We start from the raw sequence: 23,335 nt of genomic DNA, 5'->3' as shown, positions 1-23,335 counted from the left end.
TGGTTTTCTCAAAAAAACGGTTCTAATGTTCAAAATTGTCGCTTTTCTTTTGATTGTAGGCATGGTTTCCGTTCACGCTGAAACGTATTCGCAACATATCAATATCGACATAAAAAACGGTAATCTTACCGATTTGTTCAAGGAAATAGAGCAGCAAAGCGATTATATTTTCTTTTATCAAGATAAATTAGTTAAACACAAAACAGTAAACGTGTCGGCCCGGAACGAAAACCTTCACCGGTTACTCAAGAAGGTGCTGGCCAAGGAACAGCTGGATTATGTGATCACCGGCAATCAAATCACGATAAAAGCCCGGGAAGAGGTCCAGCAGCGGACCATACAGGGGACGGTTACGGACGAAGACGGTACTCCGCTTGCTTCAGTGAACGTATTGGTAAAAGGGTCTACGGTCGGTGCCATTACCGACAGTAAAGGCAACTACCAGATTGTCATCAATGAAGAATCTACGTTGATTTTCAGTTTGATGGGATTTCAAACGGTTGAAATAAACACGCAGAACCGAACCAGGGTTGACGTGGTGTTACGGCAGGAGACCACGGGCTTGGAAGAAGTGGTCGTAACCGGATACAGCACCATCGAGCGGCGGCACTTGGCTTCGTCCGTGGCAGAGATCGATATGGAAAGGGTCGTTAACCGGCCTATTTTTAAACTGGAAGAAGCATTCAGTGGTACGCTGCCGGGCGTTACCATGATGCAGGGAAGCAACCTGCCCGGCAGTGTGCCGGGAACCATCTCCATCCGCGGCGTCAGCACCCTGCAGAGCCAGGCCCCGCTGGTTATCGTAGACGGTATGGAACAATCGCTCACCGACATTGACCCTAACCAGATTAAAAGTATCACTGTGTTGAAAGACGCTGCTTCGGCCTCGCTTTACGGTTCCCGGGGCGCTAACGGCGTAATCATCATTGAAACCAAACGCGGCGAGACCGGGCAGTTCAAAGTAGACCTTCACTCATGGACAGCTGTGAGCAACCCGATAGATCAGCCTAATTTTGTGGGCGCTGCGGATTACATGCGGCTCAACAACGAGGCCCGCGGAATGCAAGGGCAGTCGCTCTTGTTTTCAGATGACGATATCGCAAAGGCTGAAAGCGGCGAGTTACCGTCGGTAAACTGGCTTGATGCGGTGATGCAACGCAGGGCTCATTCACACAATACCACAGCCAGCATTTCAGGGGGTGGCGGTGTCGGTGCATTCAACCTGATGCTGGGGTACCTGACCGATAATGGCTTGAACCACGGAGAAGGGGCAGAAAAGTTCAGTGCCCGGTTCAATACGAACATCAACATGGCGGATAAGTTTATCCTTTTGGCAGACTTTTATGCTCATCGCTTACAGGTAGACCGCTTAATGGCCAATACCAACGGAAACGGCCTGTACGAAGATGCCTGGAAGATGAACCCCACACAGCAGATTTTTTACGACAGTGACCGGGAGAACCATTACATCCTGCATAATAATCTTAATCCCATTGCGTCCATTCTCCACGGCGGCGTACGTAATAATGTGCACGACAGAAGCACCATTAACCTGCGTCCGCGTTACTTCATCACGCCGAATTTTTCCCTTGACGGTAACGTGTCATACATGATTAACAAATCGGCATGGAAGCAAAAGAGGGAGACATTCCGTTTTTATGACGGTGACGGCAAGCCCACAGAGATATGGGCCAACAGCGTAGGGGCCGATCAGGGCGTCAGTGAAAGCCAGCTGACTGCGCGTGCCAACATCAATTACGAGCAGCCGCTCCGGAAAGACAAGGATAAGCTGTACCTGATTGCGGGAACGGAAGTAATGACCTATAATTTTACCGATTACCGCGAAATCAACAAAGCTTCGTTTTTCGGTAAGCTGAATTATGCGTTTGACGAACGGTATCTCCTGGAAGTGACGGCCCGATCCGATGGAAGCAGCAAATTCGCTCCGGGACACCGGTGGGGCTTCTTCCCTTCAGCGGCACTGGCATGGAACGCACACAATGAAAATTTTATGGCCGGCCTTCGCGAAAGCGGCGCAATCAATAACCTGAAATTCCGCTTTTCTTATGGTTTGATAGGTAACGAAGACGTAGCCCCTTACCTGTGGCAGGAAGTGGTGAACAACTGGGGATGGGTGATGCGTGTGCCGAACCCCGAGTTTAGCTGGGAAAAGCAAAAACAATGGAACGTCGGTATGGATGTTACGGCCCTGGATAACCGGCTGAATGTCACGGCAGAAATATACAGAAAACATTCATACGATTTAATTTATGAAAGTTTTCCAGTACCACCGTTGACAGGTGCGAATGTTTTGGAATCATCCGTCAATATCGGAGAAGTGGAAAATAAAGGGTGGGAAATCGCCGCCCGCTGGAGTGACAAGGTGGGTAATGTTACCTATGCTGTAGGCGGAATGCTGTTTGACAACCAGAACCGGGTACTCAGAGCAGGCTATTCTGCTGGCGACTCGCTTGTCTTCAAGGATAACGCAGACAAGATATGGTACAGGGGCATCGCAATTGATAACTATTACGGCTATCAGAGCAACGGCTATTTCCAGACGCAGGAAGAAGTGGATGCTACCACAGCCAAGCTGCCGAATACCCTTCCCGGAGATATTCGCTATGTGGATCAAAATGGCGACGGCATCATCAATGAACTCGACCGGGTGAACCTGGGGGATCCATTCCCGCATATGAATTATTCGGTTACACTGGACTTGCGCTACAAGCGCTGGGATTTCAGCATGCTTGGTCAAGGCGTTGGCAAACGCATGCAACGCCTCCGCGGCATGGAAGGCTACCCGGTGCTGATGGACGGCACCAACAACAGTTTAGGCACGCCGCGGCAGGAGTACATGGAAAACCGCTGGACACCCGACAATCCGAACAGCCGCTTTCCCAGGGTATGGACGGGGGCCAGTTCCAATGCGGTGCTGAGCGATGTCTGGTTGAGCAACGCTGCTTATTTCCGGGTGAAAACCCTGCAAATCGGTTATACCATCCCAAACATCGGGGGCAGCATCCGGAACGTTCGGTTTTACCTGAATGCGCAGGATGCGCTGACCTTCACGAGGTGGGAGGGGCTGGAGCCCGAACGTGATGACCGGTTTACCGGTAACGGTGCGTATCCACGCATGGCAAGCTACAGTTTAGGAATAAAGGCAACAATATTGTAATCGAAAGCACAAAGCAATGAAGAGACGAGTTTTATATCTGATCCCCTTACTATTGGCGGGATTTACCGGGTGCGAAAAATTCCTGGATAAACGCGATCCTACGGCCACTACGTTTCAAGAGTTCTTTAATACCGAGGCAGACCTGCAGCGGGTGACGTATAGCTCCTACCTGGATTACTTCACCCCGCGTGATAACCGCAGGTTATTGTTTTACATGAAAGATGGACGGAGCGACAATGCTTACGCCCGTGTAGACGGCGATCACCACCTGCGTATCGCTAATGGTACAATGAACAGCAATACCCGTGCTTTTGAGTACTATTATACGCTGCAGATGAAGCATGTAGGCCGGATAAACACCTATCTGGCTAATATAGACGTGCCGTATGTGGAAGATGAAGCCATCCGGCAGCGGTACAAGGCGATATTGGAGGGATTACGGGTATGGCATTATTTTGAGATGGTTTCCCGTTGGGGCGATATTCCCTTCCTGTTGACGCCGGCGACCATCGAAGAGGCCAAATCGCCGCCAGTCCCCAAAGAGGAAATCCTGGAACAGCTCTTTCAGATGTCAGATGACATCGCCAACCGGTTGCCGCCGGACGAGTATACGACAGACAAGTACATGTTCAACCGGTATTCCTTCAAGGCATTGGTTATGCGCTACGCACTGTACTACGAACGCTGGGAGCTGGCCGCACGGTTAGCCCGGGAAATCATGGACAGCCGTAAATACGAATTGTATCCTAATTACCGCGATCTTTTCCAGTACGAAGGGCATGCAAATAACAGGGAGTTTATCATCCACCAGAACCTGGAGTCAGTGGGTACCAACGTTACCCACTCGTTCAGGGATCTGGGACCGCATTTCCGTACGGGCCGGGGCGAATCCTATAACGTGCCGCTGAAAAGCTTGGTGGATGCCTACTGGACCGCACAGGGAAGGCCAATTGACCAATGTCCTTTGCATACCAAACGGGAATATGAACTGAACCCCAAGTTGAACCGCGACCCGCGCTATGAGGCGAGCATCATGGGCCATGGCGATATTTTCTATGGCGAGGAGATCGATGTCTACTCTCCGGGCAACCCCATGTATTATCAGAACCAGCGGGCCAGTAAGTCCGGTTATTGGTTCCGCAAGTTCGTTTCGGAAGCAGATGCTTTTCGCAATGGCAACCTCACCTATGGTCTGCTGCGTTATGCCGAAGTGCTGCTTACCTATGCGGAGGCGAAGATTATGCAGAATGACGTAGATGACCTGGCCAAAAGCTGTATCAATCAGGTAAGGGAACGGGCCGGGCTGGATATGGCTTATGCCAACGTAACCCTGCCGCAATACAGCGCATATACGCAGCAACAATGGATCGACCTTATCCGTAACGAACGCCGGGTAGAGTTTGCCGGTGAAGGCCTTCGGTATGACGATATCATCCGTTGGCGCATCGCCGAAAGGGTATTGAACCAGCCAGCGTTAGGCCATACCCGCGAGGTCAACGGACAGTTGCAGTCGCTCCACATCGAAGATCGCTCGTTTGCATCGCATAATTACTTGTGGCCGTTCCATGAGCTGGTGTTAAAGGTAGAGCCCGCACTGGAACAGAATCCAGGGTATTAGGTATTAATGGTAAACGTTTTTTGACATGCAATGGCCGGCACTTATACGTAAATGCCGGCCTTTTTTTTGATAGGGATACGTGCGTGCCAATGCGGACTACAGCAGTCCGGCACGTTTGAGCAGCGCATCAGGTTCCGGTTTCCGTCCCCTGAAGCGGATATACAATTCCATGGGATCCACGGTTCCGCCGCTGGCCAGAAGTGCCTTGAATTTAGCGGCGGTATCGGCATTGAATATTCCCGTTTCCCTGAAATAGGCAAACGCGTCGGCGTCCAGCACTTCCGCCCACTTGTACGAATAATACCCAGCGGAGTAGCCTCCCGCGAAAATATGCGAGAATGAAGGGCTCTGCGCCGTACCCGGCACGTCGGGATAGAGCAAGGTCTCCTTGATGGTTTCTTTCTCGAATTGCTCAATAGGCAGGTCTCCCTTTAACCTTCCGGTATGGTAAGCCATATCTAAAAGGCCAAAACCTAATTGGCGCATGGTCTGGTAACCTTCCATGAAATTCGCCGCGGCCACAATCTTGTCAATCTCTTCGTCGGGCAGCGGTTCTCCGGTTTGGTAGTGGTGGGCGAACGATTGCAGAAATTCCTTTTCGTAACAATAGTTCTCCATAAATTGCGAGGGCAGTTCCACAAAATCCCAGTATACGTTGGTGCCCGACAGGCTCTCGAACACCGTATCGGCCAGCATGCCGTGCAGGGCGTGGCCAAATTCATGGAAAAGCGTAGTCACTTCGTTGAACGTGAGCAGAGACGGGGTGTCGCCCGTCGGACGGGAGAAATTGCATACAATGGAGATATGCGGCCGCACCTGCCGGCCATCTTCTTTCCACTGCCCACGGAAGGCGGTCATCCATGCACCGGCGCGTTTGCCTTCCCGCGGATGCCAGTCGGTATACAACAGGGCTTTGTGCTCGCCATTCTCCAGTACTTCATATACGGTTACCTCCGGATGGTACGTCGGAATGTCCGTACGCAGCTCGAATACGAGGCCATAAAGCCGGCTTGCGGCATCGAAGGCGGCTTCAAGCACCTGCGGCAGCGGGAAATAGGGTTTCAGTGTTTCGTCGGAAAGCCGGAATGTGGCTTCCCGCAATTTTTCTGCGTAATATGCATGGTCATAGGGCATAAGGGGAGCGATACCGTCTTTTTCGGCTAACGCTTGGAGTTTAGCGATCTCGCCTGTGGCGTAGGGCTTGGCTTTCCGGAGCAGGTCATCCAGAAAACTCGCCACGATGGCCGGGGAGGCAGCCATGCGTTCCTGCAATACAAAATCAGCATGCGTACCGAAGCCCAGCAGCTTTGCGCGGCGTTCCCGAAGTTTCACGATTTCCCGTATAATCCCTTCGTTATTATATTCATTCGGTTTCAAGGCCCGCGTAGTTGATGCCATATAAAGCTCCCTGCGCAGTTCGCGGTTTGCTGCATATTTCATGAATGGCACGAAACTGGGAAAATGGAGCGTAAACACCCAGCCATCAAGTTGCCGTTTTTCGGCTTCGGCCCTGGCCGCAGCCACAACAGAGTCCGGCAGCCCGGCCAACTGGCCTTGGTCGGTCAGTTGGAGCTGGTACGCGTTGGTTTCCTGCAACACGTTTTGCGCGAATTTTGTGGTCAACGTAGCCAGTTGCTTATCAATATCCCGCAACTGTTCTTTGTCTTCAGCCGATAGCAATGCGCCGTTGCGCACAAATCCCTTATACGTCTTGTCCAGCAACCGCACTTCCTCGGCAGACAACGCTGATTCGTCCGCCTCGTCATGCACCTGCTTTACCCGTTGGAACAGCGCTTCATTGAGCATAATATCATTGCTGTATTCAGCCAGCAAGGGCGATAGTTCCTGTGCAAGCTGTTGGATTTCGTCGTTCGTCTCCGCAGCATCCAGATTGAAAAACGTAGCGGATGCGATGTTCAGCTGTTTGCCAGCATGTTCCAGCGCTGCGATGGTATTGGCAAAATCTGCCGCGGCGGGCTGGTGTACTATCGCATCGATTTCCTTTTTTGCCGCTTCAATCAAATGCAGGATGGCCGGCTTGAAATGTTCGGGTTTTATGCGGTGGAAGGGTACGCTGTCAAACGGTGTGTCAAAGGGTTTCAACAAGGGATTTTCCATGGGGTCGTTAAATTTCTCAGTACGGCCAAATTTAAGAAAAATAGAAATAACAGCCGCTCTATCACAATGCGTCTTTGGGCGGCGTTGATCGTTTCGGCACCCCGCGCACAGCCGTGGCAGCGAGGGGGTCTTCGGGCCAGGCGTGCTTAGGGTAACGCCTTTTGAGTTCCTTACGCACTTCGAAATAGGCCGTCTGCCAAAAGCTTCGGAGGTCTGCCGTCACCTGAACCGGTTTAAAACCGGGAGAGAGGAGATGGAGTACCACGGCAGTCCGCCCGCCATTGATAAGGGGGGTGTCAAGAAGACCGAAAACTTCCTGAAGCCGTACCGCCAATACGGGCGGTTCTCCGCCTGGGTGATACCTTAGTTTGATGAACGAGCCGCTGGGAACTTCCAGTGTGGTTGGTGCCAGCTTCTCCAGTGCCTGTTGCTGCGCATAATCCAAGCTATGGGCCATGATGGTTGCCAGATTCAGCTTCTTCAGTTCCTCCACCTTCCGGATACCCTGAAGGTAGGGTGTGAGCCACAACTCCGGTGTACGGAGCAAGGTGTCTGTGGATATGTCGGGCCAAGCTTCGTCCGGCCGCCACCGGCGAAGGCTCAGCACCCGGTTCTGCCATTGCGCTACTGCATCGTCAAAGGTCAGCAGTTGGGCACCTTCGGATCGGATAGCTTCGTGTATTGCCCGGACAACGCTTTCTTCGTCGGCAGCCGCAAGCGGCGCCGATGCTACGGTGATATGGCCTATGCGGCGGTCGCGTGACGCAACGATGCCGCCTCTCCGGGTATCCCATATGACGCGGTCCGTCTCGCGGATGAAATCGGACAAATCGTTGGGATCAACGGCCGAAGCCATAAATACTTTTCCCATTCCTTCACGTGCATCAAGCAAAGCAATGGCCAACCACGGCTCATGGGCCAGGCTATCGTGCGAAGCCACGGCAACCCGTTTTCCATTGGCGAGCTGGAAGGTGCCATCTCCGCCGCTGCGAGCCTTAGCAATGCGCTCCGGGTAAGCGTATGCCAGCAGCATGCCTGTGCGACGGGGTTCCACCGGTCCGTTTTCTTCCGGTATATCGAGCAATTTCCGGTAGGAACGGGCAATCTTCTCGATATTATCAAACCGCTTGCCCTGTTTTCCGTAAACCCGGTGTTTCCGCAGTGCTTCGATGCGCTGGTTGAGGTCTATTCCCGCTTCGCGGCCCAGCGGATCGCGCTCTTCCAATAAGGCAGCGATATCCGTAGCCAGGCCGGCCAGGTTCAGCGGAACACTCGTGAGCAGCATGTGGGCAATGCGGGGATGGCACGGCAATGCGTGTATGGCCCTGCCATGAGGGGTAATGCGGTGCTGTGCCAGCGCACCCAGCGCATGGAGCAGGTCTGTTGCCTGCATTACCGCAGTGTGCGGCGGCACAGTAAGCCAGTCCAGCTGTTTCAGGTCTTGAATACCCCATCGGGCGATGTCGAGCAGCAGCGCGGTAAGGTCTGCCTCCAGTACCTCAGGCTTGCGGTAAGGGGCCATGCGCTGCTCGGTAGCTATTGTCCACATACGGTAGCAGGTACCCGGCCCCAGCCGTCCTGCGCGCCCTGCACGCTGGTCTGCGGCATCCAGCGAAATACGCACGGTCTTGAGGCGCGATAGGCCCGATGCGGGATCGAACGCCGGGGTGCGGGTATATCCGCAATCGATTACCACAGCTATACCTTCAATGGTAAGACTGGTTTCTGCAATAGCGGTAGCCAGCACAATTTTCCGTTGTCCATGCCGGTTCGGTTGGATGGCCGCATGCTGCTCGGCAAGCGATAGTTGCCCATATAAAGGGTGGATGGCTGCCGGAATGCCGCCCTCCTGGAGCAGTTGCGCGCATTGCCTGATCTCGGCCTCTCCCGGCAGAAAGGCCAGCACGTCGCCCGCCTTTTCCCGGAAGGCACGGGCGATGGTACGGGCACATTCCCGCGGCATTTCCTTGGGATCCGGATCTTCCGTATGGATAATCTCAACCGGATAAGTACGGCCCCGGCTTTCCACCACCGGTGCTCCCAGGAGATCAGCAAGTTGCCCGGTATCCAGCGTGGCCGACATGATGAGCAGACGCAGGTCGGGACGCAACACCTGCTGGCTCTCGCGGCAGAGCGCCAACGACAGGTCGGTATGCAGCCTCCGTTCATGAAATTCATCGAAAATCACGATGCCCACATCTTCCAGCGCATTATCATGATGAAGCATCCGGGTAAGGATGCCTTCGGTAACCACTTCAATACGGGTACGGGCTGACGTCTGGTTTTCAAAACGGACCCGGTACCCGACGGTTTCACCGGCCTTTTCGTCGAGCAGCGACGCCATGCGGTGCGCAATACTGCTTGCCGCCAGCCGGCGCGGCTCAAGCATAATAATTTTCCTGCCCCCAAGCCAAGGTTCTCCCAGCAATGCAAGGGGAACAATGGTGCTTTTTCCCGCACCCGGAGGCGTGCTGATAATAAGTGTATTATGCGTGCTGAGTTGCTGCCTAACTTGAGGAACAACCGCGTTAATGGGGAGGTCTATGCCTGAAAGATTAAACGTTACGGCCATTTGGCATCAAAGATAAGAAAAGCTTGCCTACCATGAGTTCATCGAGGGAATTGGATATATTTGCAGATGCCCGATGTTGAAAAGCTCCACGTATTCGTATTCCGTGATACGCTAATCGACCAGCTTTCCGAATGGGAGGTAGCCGCGGCGGTGGGCGGGGGCTTTTTTGTCGAAAGGAAAGCCTGTTTGTCTGTAACGCCTCACGAATTACAGGTGAATAGCGGGGTGTTTGCCTGCAAACAGGCCGCAGGGGGCGGGGAAGTCATGGTCGGGGTGGTGCAAGAAGCCCGGCAGCTGACCGTTTCGAGTGATCGGCCGGGCGCTGCCGATCGGCTATCACCGGCAGAAGCCATTGTGCTGGCCGCTATCCTATACCGTGAAGAGCTGGGGGTGTTTTTCCATCCCCTGAGGCGAGAGCAATACCTGCGGCGCGCAGCCGCTGTTTACGGGTTGGAACATGAGCCTGATTTATCACGTTACCTGTCGCCGGTATTTGCCGACGGTAGGTTATCCGTCCAGCCCTGCCTTCAGGGATTGATATCGCCTGTCTCACCCAGGTTGCAGGAACTGGCCGAACATGCGGCGCGCCACCACAGTCTCCCGCGCGTTACGGCGGGGACCGACCGGATGGCAGTTGTCATCACCCGCCATAAATACTACCGGAACCCGGTGATCACGCTTATCGATGCCCAGCGCACCAAATCAGGCAAACTAAAACCCCCGTTCAGCAATATCCAGCCGCTGGAACGGGCAGTCGCTGCTGCGGATGTCGGTGAGGCCCGCTTCTATGCGGCGGTAGCCAAGCTGCAGCAGGTGATGGATGGAGACCGCACCGCGTCTGATCTGGAAGCACTGTGCGCCGCTTTAACACATGGAGCAGGTTATCCGTTTTACTATCATGACGATAGTCTGAGCGAGAACCTGACTGTCAAGGCATTACTCCCAGTGAGGGTAGCCCGCGCGCCCGATACAGCTTGCCTTTCCGTGCAGGCGGAGGGTGCCTTTTATGCCATTACCGGAAAAATTGACATAGACGGCATGCTCTATAGCCTGCATGAGCTGCCGTTGAAATGCGGATATTTCCTTCAATTAAAAGATACATTATACTTGATAGACAATGCATTATTGCTGTCAACGATAGCGTTGCTGAAAGCCCATGCAGGCAAACTGCTCATTCATGCAGGAAAATACCGCGAATTCCAGCAACGGGTGCTGGATAAACTGGCCGATAATATCCGGGTCACCTATCCGGATATCCGGCCAGGCGATGCCAGACAGCTTGCGGAAGCGGGGTTTTCGGCACCTCCCAAACGGTTACTTTATTTATCGGACTTTGGCGACCATGTGATGATTATTCCCGTGATGCGCTATGGCGAGGCCGAAGTAGCCATCCGTACGGAACGGCAGCTGAAAGGCATAGACAGTGAAGGGAATAACTTTCTTGTACCGCGCGATGCCGACCTTGAACAGGCTTTCATCGCGTTGCTGATCAAGCAACATCCGTACCTGCCCGAGCAACTGGAAAACCAGCTCTACTACTTTTACTTGCACAAACGCCATTTCCTTGCTGAGGAATGGTTCCTGGCCGCCTTTGATAAATGGTATGAAGACGGAATTGAGGTGTATGGATTCAATGAGTTGACTGATAATAAAATAACGTGCCAGCGGGTCGCCGTAGACATTAAAGTGACCAGCGGCCTTAATTGGTTTAACGCTACGTATAATATTCGTTTTGGCAGAAAAAAAACATCGTTGAGAAAGGTGGCGGCTGCATTGCGGAACAAGCGCCGGTACGTGGTACTGGACGATGGAACGATGGGCATCTTGCCCGAAACGTGGATAGAAAAGTTTACGGCTTATTTCCAGGCCGGAGAGGTGGTGGATGATGAAACCCTCCGGATTGCTAAAGTTAATTTCGAAAAGGTTTCCGCATGGTATGATACGGCGGTGCTGGACGAGGGAGCTACGCTCGAAATCAGTAAATTAACGGAACACCTGAAACAGGTTGAATCCATAGCGCCCAGGGATGCGCCTGCAAGCCTGAAGGTTTCGCTCCGGCCGTATCAGCGGAAGGGATTAGGCTGGCTGCATTTTCTGGATGATGTCGGTTTCGGCGGCATACTGGCCGATGAGATGGGGTTAGGAAAGACCGTGCAGATTATTGCTTTCATGCTATCGCAACGCGAAGCCGGTCGCACCGGAACCGATCTGGTGGTAGTACCGGCAACGCTGATTTTCAACTGGCAACGGGAACTGCATACGCTGGCACCATCCCTGGCGGTGTTTACATTATATGGGCCCGGCAGGGCCAAAACAGCGACGGGTTTGGGGCAATATGATGTGGTGCTGACGTCCTATACCGCACTGCTGGCCGATATCCGTTTTTTAAAAACCTTTGCCTTCAATTACGTATACCTGGATGAATCCCAGAATATCAAGAACCCCGAATCGCAACGTTATAAAGCCGTCCGCCTGCTGCAGGCCCGTAACCGCATTGCCATCAGCGGCACACCGTTCGAAAACAGTTCATTCGACCTGTATGGACAGCTCTCATTTGCCTGTCCGGCATTACTGGGCGATAAGCGCTATTTCCGTGATGTATATGGCAGACCCATCGATCAGTTCAACAACAAAAAGCGGAGGCTGGAGCTGCAGCGGCTCATCCAGCCGTATATATTGAGACGTACGAAACAGGAGGTAGCTACGGAATTACCTGAAAAGGTCACCGCCATCCTATACAGTGAAATGGGCGAGCATCAACGCCGGATATACGAGGCATATGAAAAAGAATTCCGTGATTTCATCTGCGCGCTTTCCGGCGAAGAGTTGGACAAACAGGCCATGCATGTGCTTCGTGGGCTTACGCGGTTGCGGCAGATTTGCAATTCGCCCGCCCTGCTGCCCGACGGCATGCTGAATGACCGGGTTTCGGGCAAGTTGGAACTCCTCCAGGAGCAACTACAGGATAAAACGCCGCATCATAAGGTGGTTGTGTTTTCACAGTTCGTGTCAATGCTGCACCTGATAGGGGATATGCTGGACGGTATAGGTATCCGGCATGTGAGCCTGACGGGTAGCACAAGACTCCGGGAACAGGTGGTGAATGCCTTTCAGGAGGATCCGGAGATACGGGTGTTCCTCATCAGCCTCAAAGCAGGCGGCACAGGCCTGAATTTAACAGCGGCAGACGTAGTCTATCTGGTGGATCCCTGGTGGAATCCCGCGGCCGAGCGTCAAGCCATCGATCGGGTGCACCGCATCGGCCAGCAGCGGAAAGTGATGGCCTATCGATTGGTAACGCCTGGCACGGTGGAAGAAAAGGTGCTGCAGTTGCAGGCAACCAAGAGCGCCCTGGCAGACGGACTGGTAGGCGGCGATACGCCTTTCGGCCAACTCCTCGGCTCCCTCAGGGCAGCATTTCTGTAGTTGCTCAACGCTTAATGTCTTCAATGCGCCTGTCACGGAAAACCAACAGGAAAAGGACAGCCAGCGCCAGGGCATAGCCGGCAAAAGTAAACCAGATGTTGGGCCAATCCCTTACGCCTCCCGAATCCGTGAAATGATCGACCACCCAGCCGCTGCCATAGCTGCCTATGATGGCCCCGAAACCGTTGGTCATAATCATGAATAGCCCCTGCGCGCTCGATCGGATGGTGGGTTCGGCCATCTTCTCTACATACAGTGAGCCGGAAATGTTAAAGAAGTCGAAGGCCATCCCGTAAATAATCATGGATAAGATCAGTAAGTACAGCCGGTCGTCGGGATTACCAAGACCAAAAAGCGCAAACCGCAGCACCCACGCCACGATGCTGAACAGGATAACGTTACGGATGCCGAAACGGGTGAGGAAAAACGGAATCAGCAGGATGAAGAGCGTTTCAGAGATCTGGGATATGGAGAGCAGCAGGTTGGGATGTTTCACGCCGAAAGAATCGGGATATTTTGTCTTGAAATCATCCAGAAACGGTCCTCCGAAGGCGTTGGTGATTTGCAGTGCAGCGCCCAATAGTAACGAAAAGACAAAAAACAGCGCGATGTTCTTTTTTCTGAACAGCACAAAAGCGTCCAGCCCCAGCGACGACATGAGCGACTTTTTGCGGGTTTCATCAAGGTAGGGCGGCGAAGGTGGTACGGTAAACGCGTAGCAGCCGAGGAACAGGCCAGCACCTGCGGCGAGGTATAGCTGGTTCGCGCTTTTCGTCCATCCCAGCAAATCCACGGCCCACATGGCTACGATAAAGCCTACCGTTCCCCATACCCGGATGGGGGGGAAGGTCTTGACCACATCGAAGTTCCGGCGTGTCAGCACATTATAGCAAACCGAGTTCGACAGGGCCAAAGTGGGCATGTAAAATAATGAATGGACGAGCATATAGGTATAGAACGAGGCGAAATCCGTCATGCCAGCTGCGGCTATCAGTGCCCCAGCGGCAATGAAGTGGGCCAGTGCAAACACCCGCTCGGCATTTACCCAGCGGTCGGCCACGATTCCAAGCAGGCCGGGCATGAATACCGATGCGATACCCATGGTGGAGTATACAGACCCTATCTGTAGCCCCGAAAATCCCAGTTGGTTTCCCATATACCCGCCAAGCGATATCAGCCACGATCCCCACACAAAGAACTGGAAAAAGTTCATCACCGTGAGTCGGATTTTTATCGGCATGGCTTAGCGGTGAATGGGTCTGTACCTGGTGTTGATATGGGGTGGTCGGCGGCTGTGTGGATTGATGGGTTTACGATGATTTTCTCCGGGTTATCTCATCCCGTATGCGGGCCGCTTTCTCGTACATTTCCTCAGCCAGCGCTTTGGACAGCGTTTCCTGCAGTTGCTCGTCGGTCATGGAAGCGAATGATGACGCGCTTTCTTTTGAAGACATTGCTTCAGGGTCGTTGGCGCCCGTTGATTCGATGTTTTCCAGAAATACGAAATCGTTGCCCTCGATTACGATACCGGCCGACGCCAGGATGAATTCATACGTATATACCGGCGCTTTGAAGCGTACCGCGAGCGCGATGGCATCTGATGTGCGGGCATCGATCTCTGTCTGCTTGTGGCCGTCATTAAAAAGAATTTTAGCATAGAAAATGCCGTCCACGAGGTTGTAAATAATCACCTCATCGATACGGATATGGTACGTTTCTGCAAATGTTTTGAACAGATCATGGGTCAGCGGTCTGCTGGGAGTCATTTTCTCAATCTCAATGGCAATCGCTTGCGCTTCAAAGCCGCCGATGATGATGGGCAAACGGCGCCGCCCGGAAACCTCGCCCAGGACCAGCGCATAGGCGCCGGATTGGGTTTGGCTATAGGATAAACCGACAATATCTAACTTAATCTTCTTCATGCCTCATTCCGTCCTGGAAATACAAATATGCGAATTGTTCTTCAAAAATGCAGCTGCCTGGTCTGAAAATCATCACCTCACTGGCCTTTACGGGCTTTGATAGCGGCGGTAAGTTTAGGTACAACCTCAAACGCATCGCCCACGATGCCGTAGTCAGCTACTTTGAAAAACGGTGCTTCAGGGTCTTTATTGATAACCACTATGGTTTTGGACGAGCTGACACCCGCCAGGTGCTGTATGGCCCCGGAAATACCGATGGCTATATACAGGTTAGGGCTTACGGCGATACCGGTCTGTCCCACGTGCTCGGAGTGGGGACGCCATCCGGCGTCGGATACCGGCTTGGAGCAGGCCAGGGCCGCCCCCAACGCTTCCGCCAATTCCTCTACAATATGCCAATTTTCGGGGCCTTTCAGGCCACGGCCCGCAGACACGACTATTTCCGCATCCGGTAAGGTAACTTTATCGGTGGTCCGTACAATATCCTCGATAACCGTTGCCAAATCGCCCTGGGCTACCGTTGGCTGGAAGGCTTCTACCTGGGCGGATCCTCCGGTTTCGCGCAGCTCAAAGGCATTGGGGTTTAACGTGATGACTTTTTTAGCCGATGTCAGTTCGGTGATGGCAAAAGCCTTTCCCGAAAAGGCGGTTTTCTTCACCGTCAGCTTGCCGCCGTCTACCTGAGGCAGTTCCACGGCCCCGTCGGCTAAGCCGGCATTCAGTTTGGCAGCTACGCGCGGCGCCAGCCCTTTGCCGCTGAATGAATTGGAAATCACCACAACATCGGCACTCAGCTTATCGGCAGCCGCCGCTATAACCGACGCGTAGGCCTGGTTGACGAACTGCCTGAGTTGTTCAGACGTCACATGGAGCACGGTGGATGCCCCGTAACTCCCCAATGCAGCGAGGTCCGCTTCATCCACGTCGCCAATGGATACCGCCGCCAGGGACGTGTTCAGGCTGTCGGCAATGGCTTTGGCATAGGAAACCACCTCATATACGGGCTTCTTGAATTTCCCGTCGGTATTTTCGGCATAAACTAAAACTGACATATCGTTGTGTTACTGTTATTTATTCGGTTTATATGTACATTAAATTACCCGGGCTTTGTTGTGTAATAAATCGAGCAGCTTTTCCGCTTCCGCGGCATCCACCAACGTAACCGCGCCCCGGGGTTCGGGAAGTTCATAACGGACAATCCGGGATAAAACAGGTACTTCAATAGCCTCCACCACCGAAAGCGGCTTGGTACGGGCGCTCATGATGCCACGCATGTTCGGGATACGGGGCTCGGCTACGCCCTCCGCCGTGCCCACAACCGCAGGAAGCGGAATGGACAGCACTTCCTTGCCGCCTTCTATCTCCCGCTCCACCGTGGCCGTAGTGCCGTTTATTTCCAGTTTCTTGGCAGTGGAAACTGAAGGGATATCCAGTAATTCCCCTACGAACCCCGCCACTTGCACGCCGTTGTAGTCGATGGATTCCCTTCCCGTAAGGATAAGGTCAAACTGCTTATCCTTTGCGTAGTGTGCAATCTGGTTGGCTACGAACCATGCATCGCGGGGCGCCGCATCGACGCGTACGGCCTCGTCCGCCCCCGTGGCCAGCGCTTTCCGGATGGTCGCTTCGGTACCGGCTTCCCCCACGTTGATTACCGTGACGGTGCCTTGACCGCCCTCCGCCAGTGCAATGGCCTTAGATAGTGCAATTTCGTCATACGGGTTAATGATGTATTGGAGGCCCGCCGTGTTCGGTGCGGTGTTATCGTTCGTAAAAGTGATTTTTGATGTTGTGTCCGGGACGTTGCTGATGCATACTAATATCTTCATGTCTATCGGTTTTTCACAAACATCGTTATTCTTCCCGTTAATTGCAAGCTGGATAATCGTTGCTGAAGTGCTGGATGGCAGACTGGTGAATTTTAACTATGTTTGCAGTAGCGATATGAAGAACGACCGTCTGACACAACTTATCGGCTTTCTTTCGGAAAGCCCCGCTGATCCGTTTGTGAAATATGCACTGGCCACGGAATACCTTAAATCCGGTAATACGGACCAGGCGCTCCGGTACTATGAAGACCTGCGCACCAATCATGCTGACTACGTGGGCACCTATTATCACCTGGGTAAATTGTACGAGGCCTTGGGCAAACCGGATGAAGCGATATCTGCATACGAACAGGGCATGCAGGTCGCAAAGGATAAACGCGATATGCATGCCCTGTCTGAGCTGCAAGCCGCCTATCAAGCGGCGGCCGGCTTCGATGAAGAAGATGATGACGACTAACTATATCGTTCCGGGGTTGCTGACATCGGCAGGCCCTTCGTTGGTTCTTCCATGTCGCCTGTCGGCGTAGCTTTCCCGATCGACGACTTCGTCAATGTCTACACCCGTATTTTCATCGGTTTCTTCCGTTGTGTCCGTATTTTCTAATTCATCTGCCGGACGTTCCAATTGCTTGTCTTCTGGGTTTTCTGCAAACGGCTTTTTCGGATCCATGTCTGTTTTCCTCCTTTCCATGAGTTATTACATAGAAGGTAACAGCAATTATCCGCTTTTTGTTCTGACAAATCGCATTAAGCTTTCTCCATGCACAGTTCGCGGAGCTTACCGACCACGAAGTCGATTTCTTCGCGGGTATTGTTTTTGCAGAAAGAGAAGCGTACGTTGGGCCGCTGGGGGTCTGCCCCAATAGCTGTTAACACGTGCGAACCGATGTCGGATCCGGAACTGCAGGCACTTCCGCCGGATGCCGAAATGCCGGCAATGTCGAGACTGAACAGCATCATGTCTGCGATGCCAATGCAGGGAAAAGAGACATTGAGCACCGTATACAAACTGTTTCCGGGCGTAATGTCGCCGTTGAAGCGGACGTCCGGGATATGGGTTTGCAATTGGGCAATCATGTATTCCTTCAGGCCCTGGATATGCCGGCGGTGCTCTTCCAGATTGGCGTAGCAGATTTCCAATGCCCTGGCCAACCCCACGATGCCGTAAACGTTTTCGGTGCCGCCACGCATGTTGCGCTCCTGGGCACCGCCATGAATGAACGGTTTTATCTTTGTGCGGTGGTTAACATAGAGGAATCCAACGCCTTTCGGTCCGTGGAATTTATGCGCCGCCCCCGTGGCGAAGTCCAGTTGCAGCTGCTGGAAATTGTGTACGTAGTGCCCCATGGTTTGCACCGTATCGGAATGGAAGACAGCACCGTATTGCTGGCAAAGGGCCGACACGTATTCAATGTCGGTGAGGGTGCCGATTTCGTTGTTTGCGTGCATCAGCGACACAAACGATCGCGGGTGCTGTTTTAATAACCGTTCCAATTGCTGGAGGTCTATGTGACCCTCCGCGTCCACCCCGACCCGGCTCAGGGTGACGGCCCCGTTTTTTTCAAGCGCCTCCAGGGTATGCAGCACGGCATGGTGTTCCAACGGCGATGTGATGGCATGGGTGATGCCATGGTCGATAATCCCCCGCACAATGGCCGTATTATCCGCCTCGGTACCGCCTGACGTGAAGAAAATTTCCGCAGGCGCCGCATTCAGCAGTCCGGCAACCGTTTTGCGGGCCTTTTCCACCAATGTCTTCACTTGCCTGCCATGGGCATGGATAGAGGAGGGGTTGCCGTAATGCTGCTCCATGGTCTCTACCATGGCCCGGATGACTTCGGGGTCAAGCGCCGTAGTGGCTGCATTGTCTAGGTACACTTGCATGGTGCAAAGGTAAGAAGATTTGCGGTTTTGCTGGGGGATTTAGCCTATCTTTGTTGCCCAAGAACAATAGAACATCATGGGATACCGTAGCCTCGCCGAATGTATAAATGACCTGGAACGTCACGGGCATCTTGTCCGTATCAAACAAGAAGTAGACCCTTACCTGGAAATGGCAGCCATCCACATGCGCGTATATGATGCGCAGGGCCCGGCGTTGTTGTTTGAACGGGTAAAGGGAAGCCCGTTTCCGGCGGTGTCCAACCTGTTCGGTACGTTGGATCGCTCCCGTTTCATGTTCCGCGATACGCTGGACAAGATTAAGGTGCTGGTGGATGTCAAGTCAAACCCCATGGCCGCACTTAAGCATCCGCTGCGGTACGGACATGTGGCCGCCACGGCATTGTCCGCTCTTCCCTGGAAGAAAAAAAGCGGTGCACCCATCCTTCACGGCACTACGCACATCAGCCGGTTGCCCCAGGTGGTCAACTGGCCCATGGACGGCGGACCGTTCATCACCATGCCGCAGGTGTATACCGAAGACGTGTCCAAACCCGGCGTGATGCAGGCCAACCTGGGAATGTACCGCATACAGATGGCAGGCAACGACTACCAGCCGGATACCGAAGTGGGCCTGCACTACCAGCTCCACAGGGGCATCGGAGTGCACCAGACCAAGGCCAATGCCCTGGGCCAGCCGCTGAAGGTGAGCATCTTTGTGGGAGGGCCGCCCGCCCATGCGCTTGCTGCTGTGATGCCCCTGCCGGAAGGACTCTCTGAACTGACGTTTGCCGGAGCGCTGGGCAACCGGCGGTTCCGTTACTTCTATGATGATGAGGGGTTCTGCATTTCGGCGGATGCCGACTTCGTCATCACCGGAACGGTCTATCCCGGTGAAAACAAGCCCGAAGGCCCTTTCGGCGACCACCTGGGGTATTACAGCTTGGTACACCCATTCCCGCTGATGCGGGTGCACAAGGTATATCACCGCCGAAACCCCATTTGGTCATTTACCGTGGTAGGGCGCCCTCCGCAAGAAGATACAAGCTTCGGCGCGCTGATCCATGAAATCACGGGCGCGGCCATCCCTCAGGAAATCAACGGGCTCCATGCTGTGCACGCCGTAGACGCCGCAGGTGTGCATCCACTGCTCTTCGCCATCGGCAGCGAACGGTATACCCCTTACTTGCAGGTAGACCGGCCGCAGGAGATCCTGACCATCGCGAACCAGATATTGGGTAAGAACCAGCTGAGCTTGGCCAAGTACCTGTTTATTTCGGCATATCAGGATAATCCGCGCCTGGATATCCATGACGTAGAAGCGTTTCTAACGCATATATTGGAGCGGATTGATTTTACGCGCGACCTGCATTTCCATACGCAGACCACCATAGACACGCTGGATTACACCGGCGACGGGCTCAACGCGGGCTCCAAGGTAGTGTTTGCCGCCGCAGGCAGCAAGAAGCGGGCATTGGCCACGGAACTAAGGGATGGTTTCCCGTTGCCCCGGCCTTTCCAGCACGGCAAACTTGCGCTGCCGGGCGTGCTGGCTGTGGAAGCGCCCGGGTTTACGGACTATGCCCGGGAAACGGAAGCCATCGGAACCTGGTGCAGGGAGGTGCAGGGGATGGATATGACCGGCATCCAGCTGATCGTGCTTTGCGACGATGCCGGTTTTACCGCCGCCAATATCCATAATTTTGTATGGGTCACATTTACCCGGAGCAATCCTTCGCATGATATCCACGGTATAGACAGCTTTACCCTGCATAAACACTGGGGTTGCCGCGGACCGCTGCTCATTGATGCACGGAAGAAACCGCACCACGCCCCCGAACTGGTTAAAGACCCGGATGTCGAAAAACGGGTGGATACGCTGGGTACAACAGGCGGACCGCTTTACGGCATCATCTAAGCGGCCCTTCAGCCAGCGGAATGTTACCCCTTATACCGGAACCATTTGGCCAGTTCTTTGTAGCTGGCCTTTTTGCCGTACATCAGAATGCCCACGCGGTAAATACGGCCCGCCACCCATGTGGTCAGGATAAAGCCGCCGATCAGCAGCGCTAATGACAAGCCGATTTGCCATATCGGAACGCCAAACGGGATGCGCACCAGCATGGCGATGGGTGAGGTAAACGGAATCATGCTCAGCCAGAACGCCAGCGGCCCGTGCGGATCGTTTACCAATACCCCGAACGAAAGGATATATGTAAAAAGCAATGGGATGGTTATCGGAAACATGAATTGCTGGGTTTCTGTCTCGCTGTCGACCGCCGAGCCCACCGCGGCAAACAGGGCGCTGTACAACAGGTATCCGCCGAAGAAATATACGAGGAACGTGATGATGATGGTCTGGAAATCGATTTTACCCAATTCTTCCATCGCGGTATTCCACATACCGTCCGCTGCCCCGCTTTGCGGTACCGCAGCGGTTGAGTCGGCCTGCCGGTATTCCAGCTGGGCTTTAACCGCTTCCTCGTTAACCATGCCCACACTGGCCACGGCAACCAATGCCGATGACAGCACAATCCACAGGATGAACTGGGTTAGCCCAACCAGGCCGATACCGATGATCTTGCCCATCATGAGCTGGAAGGGTTTTACCGAAGAGATGATGACCTCCACGATGCGGCTGTTTTTTTCCTCAATGATGCCGCGCATCACCTGGGCGCCGTAGAGGAAAAGGCAGATGTAAACCAATATGGAGAGGGTCATGGCAATGCCCATGGCTGCCCCTGCGCTGCTGTCCTTCTCGCCCTGTTCGGTGATTTCGCGGGATATGACCTTAACCTGCGGGTTAATGCTTTTCAGCACAACCGGATCAATGCCGGCGCGCGCGTATGCACTGTCGCGGAGCACATTTTCCACTTTTTTGCTGACGGCTTCCTGGACGTTCAGGCTGGCGGTTTCTTTGGCATACAGCTCAATGGCGCGGGTTTGCTCAACGTCCGGAGGGATAATCAGCAGAAACGTCCGTTCCTTTTCGGATAAGATACGTGTTTTCTGCTCCTGGACATCGCCGGTAACCTCCGTAAACCGGATGGATTTCGAGTCGGCCAGCCCGTCTTTGAACAGCCCGCTTTGGTCGATTACGTACACATGGGCATCGCTGTTCCTGAAACTTTCGGCCGTGAGGTAGATGGTGAGCGCATAAATGCCGATGATGAAAAGCGGCACCAGGAATGTAACAAGCAGAAAAGACCTTTTTTTGACCCGGCTGAGGTATTCGCGTTTGATGATGAGTAGTATCTTGTTCATTCGTATGGTTCATTTAATGGGTTGAGGCCTGAGCAGTTACCTGCTGTACAAAGATGTCATGTATGCTGGGGATTACCTCGGCGAGTTCATGGATTTGAACAATGGGAATGAGATAGGCCAGCACGTCGTTGATGGTTTTGCCCTCCGCTATGCGGATGGTTAAGGTGGTGTTGCCGCCCGTATCTTCCCGCTGGGTTATCGTAAACAGCCCTTCCCGGTCTGCAACCACTCCGTCGTAGGGCAGATGCTCCAGGCGGTAGGTATTGGTGCGGTATGCCGTTCGAATGTCTTTCACTTTTCCATCCAGAACCTTTTTGGACTTGTTGATGAGGATAATGCTGTCGCACAGCTCTTCCACCGATTCCATGCGGTGGGTAGAAAAGATAATCGTCGCACCGTTGCGGTTCAAGGCCTGTATCTCTTCCTTGATGATGTTGGCATTCACCGGGTCAAACCCCGAAAACGGCTCATCCAGTATAATCAGATCGGGCTGATGCACAACGGTAGCCACAAACTGTACTTTCTGTTGCATCCCTTTGCTGAGATCCTCCACTTTTTTGTTCCACCAGCTTTGCATTTCCATCTTCTCGAACCAGTGCCTGATGCGAACGGATGCCTCTTGCTGTGAAAGCCCCTTCAATTGGGCGAGGTAAAGCATCTGTTCGCCAATCTGCATTTTCTTGTACAGTCCGCGCTCTTCAGGTAGGTAGCCGATGCGGCTTATGTGGCCCGGATTGAGCCGTTCGCCATCAAAATAAATTTCGCCGCTGTCTGGAGCGGTAATCTGGTTGATGATGCGGATGAGTGACGTCTTGCCGGCGCCGTTCGGTCCCAATAGTCCAAAAATACTCCCTTTGGCCACTTGGGTGGAAACGTCATCCAGCGCGCGGTGGTTGGCATATTGTTTTACAATGTTCCTGATATCAAGCATGTTGTTTAGACGCCTAACCGGCGGTATTGTTACAACATGCTTTAACACTTTTTAACAATCCGCTCCATTAAACCATTACCGTCAAACGGGCTCTTATGAAATAAAGGCGCCGGTAATAAAAACAGCGAATAACAAAAAGGAGTTACACCATGAAAAAAGCAACCTTGATAACGATTTTAACCGCGGCGGTAACAGTTGCCGCGATGGCCCAGCAACCGAGGCAACCGAAAAACGTGGAGGAGCTGGCCAAGATACGCACCGAACGGATGACGGAAAAGTTAGGGTTGACGGAAGCCCAGCAGCAAGAAGTGTACGCACTGAACCTGGAGAAAGCGGAAAAAATGAAAGCCGCACGTCAAGAGCAGATGGCCAGGGCGGCTGAAATGCGGAAAGTGCGCGAAGCGAAAATGACCGCCATGCAGGCCGAACGCAAAGCCGAACAGGAACGGCTGCATAGTATTCTTACCGATGAACAGCGCCAGTTGCTGGAGCAAGAGCAGGCAGCACGTGCAGAGAAGATGAAGGCCCAGCGTGAAAAGCGTGGCGAGAAAGGCAAAGACCGGCATAGAAGGGGATTCCACGGCAAGCGATAATTG

General features: G+C 53.4%; 16 protein-coding genes. 6 read left to right on the top strand and 10 right to left on the bottom strand.

What is annotated here, in order from left to right; all coding sequences use genetic code 11:
* The first annotated feature begins 25 nt into the window (after nucleotides 1–25).
* Together BM030_RS06750 and BM030_RS06745 are read left to right on the top strand one after the other, a co-directional pair.
* Complete coding sequence (locus BM030_RS06750) at nucleotides 26–3,178, top strand: TonB-dependent receptor (RefSeq protein ID WP_090972707.1); 3,153 nt, start codon at nucleotides 26–28, stop codon at nucleotides 3,176–3,178.
* 16 nt (nucleotides 3,179–3,194) lie between these two features.
* Nucleotides 3,195–4,796 (top strand): RagB/SusD family nutrient uptake outer membrane protein, encoded by a 1,602-nt coding sequence (locus BM030_RS06745; RefSeq protein ID WP_090972521.1) that lies wholly within the window; start codon nucleotides 3,195–3,197, stop codon nucleotides 4,794–4,796.
* A gap of 96 nt (nucleotides 4,797–4,892) precedes the next feature.
* Here the strand turns inward: BM030_RS06745 and BM030_RS06740 are convergent, their stop codons facing one another.
* Both BM030_RS06740 and hrpB read right to left on the bottom strand, forming a co-directional pair.
* Nucleotides 4,893–6,914: a M3 family metallopeptidase gene (locus BM030_RS06740; RefSeq protein ID WP_090972519.1), complete on the bottom strand. Its 2,022-nt coding sequence runs from the start codon at nucleotides 6,912–6,914 to the stop codon at nucleotides 4,893–4,895.
* A gap of 61 nt (nucleotides 6,915–6,975) precedes the next feature.
* Nucleotides 6,976–9,486 (bottom strand): ATP-dependent helicase HrpB, encoded by a 2,511-nt coding sequence (hrpB, locus tag BM030_RS06735; RefSeq protein WP_090972517.1) that lies wholly within the window; start codon nucleotides 9,484–9,486, stop codon nucleotides 6,976–6,978.
* A gap of 66 nt (nucleotides 9,487–9,552) precedes the next feature.
* Between hrpB and BM030_RS06730 the strand changes: the two genes are divergently transcribed.
* Nucleotides 9,553–12,912 (top strand): DEAD/DEAH box helicase, encoded by a 3,360-nt coding sequence (locus BM030_RS06730; protein WP_090972515.1) that lies wholly within the window; start codon nucleotides 9,553–9,555, stop codon nucleotides 12,910–12,912.
* A 4-nt stretch (nucleotides 12,913–12,916) separates the two neighbouring features.
* Here the strand turns inward: BM030_RS06730 and BM030_RS06725 are convergent, their stop codons facing one another.
* From BM030_RS06725 to BM030_RS06710, 4 genes are all read right to left on the bottom strand, one after another.
* On the bottom strand, nucleotides 12,917–14,152 hold the full coding sequence (locus BM030_RS06725; RefSeq protein ID WP_090972512.1) for a nucleoside permease: 1,236 nt from the start codon (nucleotides 14,150–14,152) through the stop codon (nucleotides 12,917–12,919).
* A 70-nt stretch (nucleotides 14,153–14,222) separates the two neighbouring features.
* The gene (locus tag BM030_RS06720) at nucleotides 14,223–14,834 is read right to left on the bottom strand and encodes a bifunctional nuclease family protein (RefSeq protein WP_090972510.1); all 612 of its coding nucleotides are present in this window, start codon (nucleotides 14,832–14,834) and stop codon (nucleotides 14,223–14,225) included.
* 77 nt (nucleotides 14,835–14,911) lie between these two features.
* Nucleotides 14,912–15,886 carry an electron transfer flavoprotein subunit alpha/FixB family protein gene (locus tag BM030_RS06715; protein WP_090972508.1) on the bottom strand — a complete coding sequence of 325 codons (975 nt, stop codon included), beginning with the start codon at nucleotides 15,884–15,886 and terminating at the stop codon, nucleotides 14,912–14,914.
* A gap of 39 nt (nucleotides 15,887–15,925) precedes the next feature.
* On the bottom strand, nucleotides 15,926–16,663 hold the full coding sequence (locus BM030_RS06710; protein WP_090972506.1) for an electron transfer flavoprotein subunit beta/FixA family protein: 738 nt from the start codon (nucleotides 16,661–16,663) through the stop codon (nucleotides 15,926–15,928).
* Nucleotides 16,664–16,778: 115 nt separating this feature from the next.
* Between BM030_RS06710 and BM030_RS06705 the strand changes: the two genes are divergently transcribed.
* Nucleotides 16,779–17,120, top strand: coding sequence for a tetratricopeptide repeat protein (locus BM030_RS06705; RefSeq protein WP_090972705.1), 342 nt, complete (start codon nucleotides 16,779–16,781; stop codon nucleotides 17,118–17,120).
* On the opposite strand, the gene BM030_RS06700 is transcribed toward BM030_RS06705, so the two are convergent.
* Together BM030_RS06700 and BM030_RS06695 are read right to left on the bottom strand one after the other, a co-directional pair.
* Nucleotides 17,121–17,354, bottom strand: a complete 234-nt coding sequence (locus tag BM030_RS06700; protein WP_090972504.1) for a hypothetical protein — start codon at nucleotides 17,352–17,354, stop codon at nucleotides 17,121–17,123.
* A 56-nt stretch (nucleotides 17,355–17,410) separates the two neighbouring features.
* Nucleotides 17,411–18,547: a cysteine desulfurase family protein gene (locus BM030_RS06695; protein ID WP_090972502.1), complete on the bottom strand. Its 1,137-nt coding sequence runs from the start codon at nucleotides 18,545–18,547 to the stop codon at nucleotides 17,411–17,413.
* A gap of 76 nt (nucleotides 18,548–18,623) precedes the next feature.
* Here BM030_RS06695 and BM030_RS06690 point away from each other — a divergent pair, with 76 nt between their 5' ends.
* Nucleotides 18,624–20,462, top strand: coding sequence for a UbiD family decarboxylase (locus BM030_RS06690; RefSeq protein WP_090972501.1), 1,839 nt, complete (start codon nucleotides 18,624–18,626; stop codon nucleotides 20,460–20,462).
* 23 nt (nucleotides 20,463–20,485) lie between these two features.
* Here the strand turns inward: BM030_RS06690 and BM030_RS06685 are convergent, their stop codons facing one another.
* Nucleotides 20,486–21,808 (bottom strand): ABC transporter permease, encoded by a 1,323-nt coding sequence (locus tag BM030_RS06685; RefSeq protein ID WP_090972500.1) that lies wholly within the window; start codon nucleotides 21,806–21,808, stop codon nucleotides 20,486–20,488.
* A gap of 13 nt (nucleotides 21,809–21,821) precedes the next feature.
* On the bottom strand, nucleotides 21,822–22,739 hold the full coding sequence (locus tag BM030_RS06680) for an ABC transporter ATP-binding protein (RefSeq protein WP_090972498.1): 918 nt from the start codon (nucleotides 22,737–22,739) through the stop codon (nucleotides 21,822–21,824).
* Nucleotides 22,740–22,888: 149 nt separating this feature from the next.
* Between BM030_RS06680 and BM030_RS06675 the strand changes: the two genes are divergently transcribed.
* Nucleotides 22,889–23,332 (top strand): Spy/CpxP family protein refolding chaperone, encoded by a 444-nt coding sequence (locus tag BM030_RS06675; protein WP_090972496.1) that lies wholly within the window; start codon nucleotides 22,889–22,891, stop codon nucleotides 23,330–23,332.
* Nucleotides 23,333–23,335: the final 3 nt, after the last annotated feature.

The organism is Parapedobacter composti, assembly GCF_900112315.1.
Taxonomy (GTDB): domain Bacteria; phylum Bacteroidota; class Bacteroidia; order Sphingobacteriales; family Sphingobacteriaceae; genus Parapedobacter; species Parapedobacter composti.
The sequence above is the reverse complement of the archived record's forward strand: the minus strand, read 5'-3'. Positions and strand labels throughout refer to the sequence as shown.

Bases quoted from the DNA above. Each gene is read 5' to 3' on its own strand.
- BM030_RS06750 (WP_090972707.1), top strand. From the start codon at position 26: ATGTTCAAAATTGTCGCTTTTCTTTTGATTGTAGGCATGGTTTCCGTT.
- BM030_RS06745 (WP_090972521.1), top strand. From the start codon at position 3,195: ATGAAGAGACGAGTTTTATATCTGATCCCCTTACTATTGGCGGGATTT.
- BM030_RS06740 (WP_090972519.1), bottom strand. From the start codon at position 6,914: ATGGAAAATCCCTTGTTGAAACCCTTTGACACACCGTTTGACAGCGTA.
- hrpB (WP_090972517.1), bottom strand. From the start codon at position 9,486: ATGGCCGTAACGTTTAATCTTTCAGGCATAGACCTCCCCATTAACGCG.
- BM030_RS06730 (WP_090972515.1), top strand. From the start codon at position 9,553: ATGCCCGATGTTGAAAAGCTCCACGTATTCGTATTCCGTGATACGCTA.
- BM030_RS06725 (WP_090972512.1), bottom strand. From the start codon at position 14,152: ATGCCGATAAAAATCCGACTCACGGTGATGAACTTTTTCCAGTTCTTT.
- BM030_RS06720 (WP_090972510.1), bottom strand. From the start codon at position 14,834: ATGAAGAAGATTAAGTTAGATATTGTCGGTTTATCCTATAGCCAAACC.
- BM030_RS06715 (WP_090972508.1), bottom strand. From the start codon at position 15,886: ATGTCAGTTTTAGTTTATGCCGAAAATACCGACGGGAAATTCAAGAAG.
- BM030_RS06710 (WP_090972506.1), bottom strand. From the start codon at position 16,663: ATGAAGATATTAGTATGCATCAGCAACGTCCCGGACACAACATCAAAA.
- BM030_RS06705 (WP_090972705.1), top strand. From the start codon at position 16,779: ATGAAGAACGACCGTCTGACACAACTTATCGGCTTTCTTTCGGAAAGC.
- BM030_RS06700 (WP_090972504.1), bottom strand. From the start codon at position 17,354: ATGGAAAGGAGGAAAACAGACATGGATCCGAAAAAGCCGTTTGCAGAA.
- BM030_RS06695 (WP_090972502.1), bottom strand. From the start codon at position 18,547: ATGCAAGTGTACCTAGACAATGCAGCCACTACGGCGCTTGACCCCGAA.
- BM030_RS06690 (WP_090972501.1), top strand. From the start codon at position 18,624: ATGGGATACCGTAGCCTCGCCGAATGTATAAATGACCTGGAACGTCAC.
- BM030_RS06685 (WP_090972500.1), bottom strand. From the start codon at position 21,808: ATGAACAAGATACTACTCATCATCAAACGCGAATACCTCAGCCGGGTC.
- BM030_RS06680 (WP_090972498.1), bottom strand. From the start codon at position 22,739: ATGCTTGATATCAGGAACATTGTAAAACAATATGCCAACCACCGCGCG.
- BM030_RS06675 (WP_090972496.1), top strand. From the start codon at position 22,889: ATGAAAAAAGCAACCTTGATAACGATTTTAACCGCGGCGGTAACAGTT.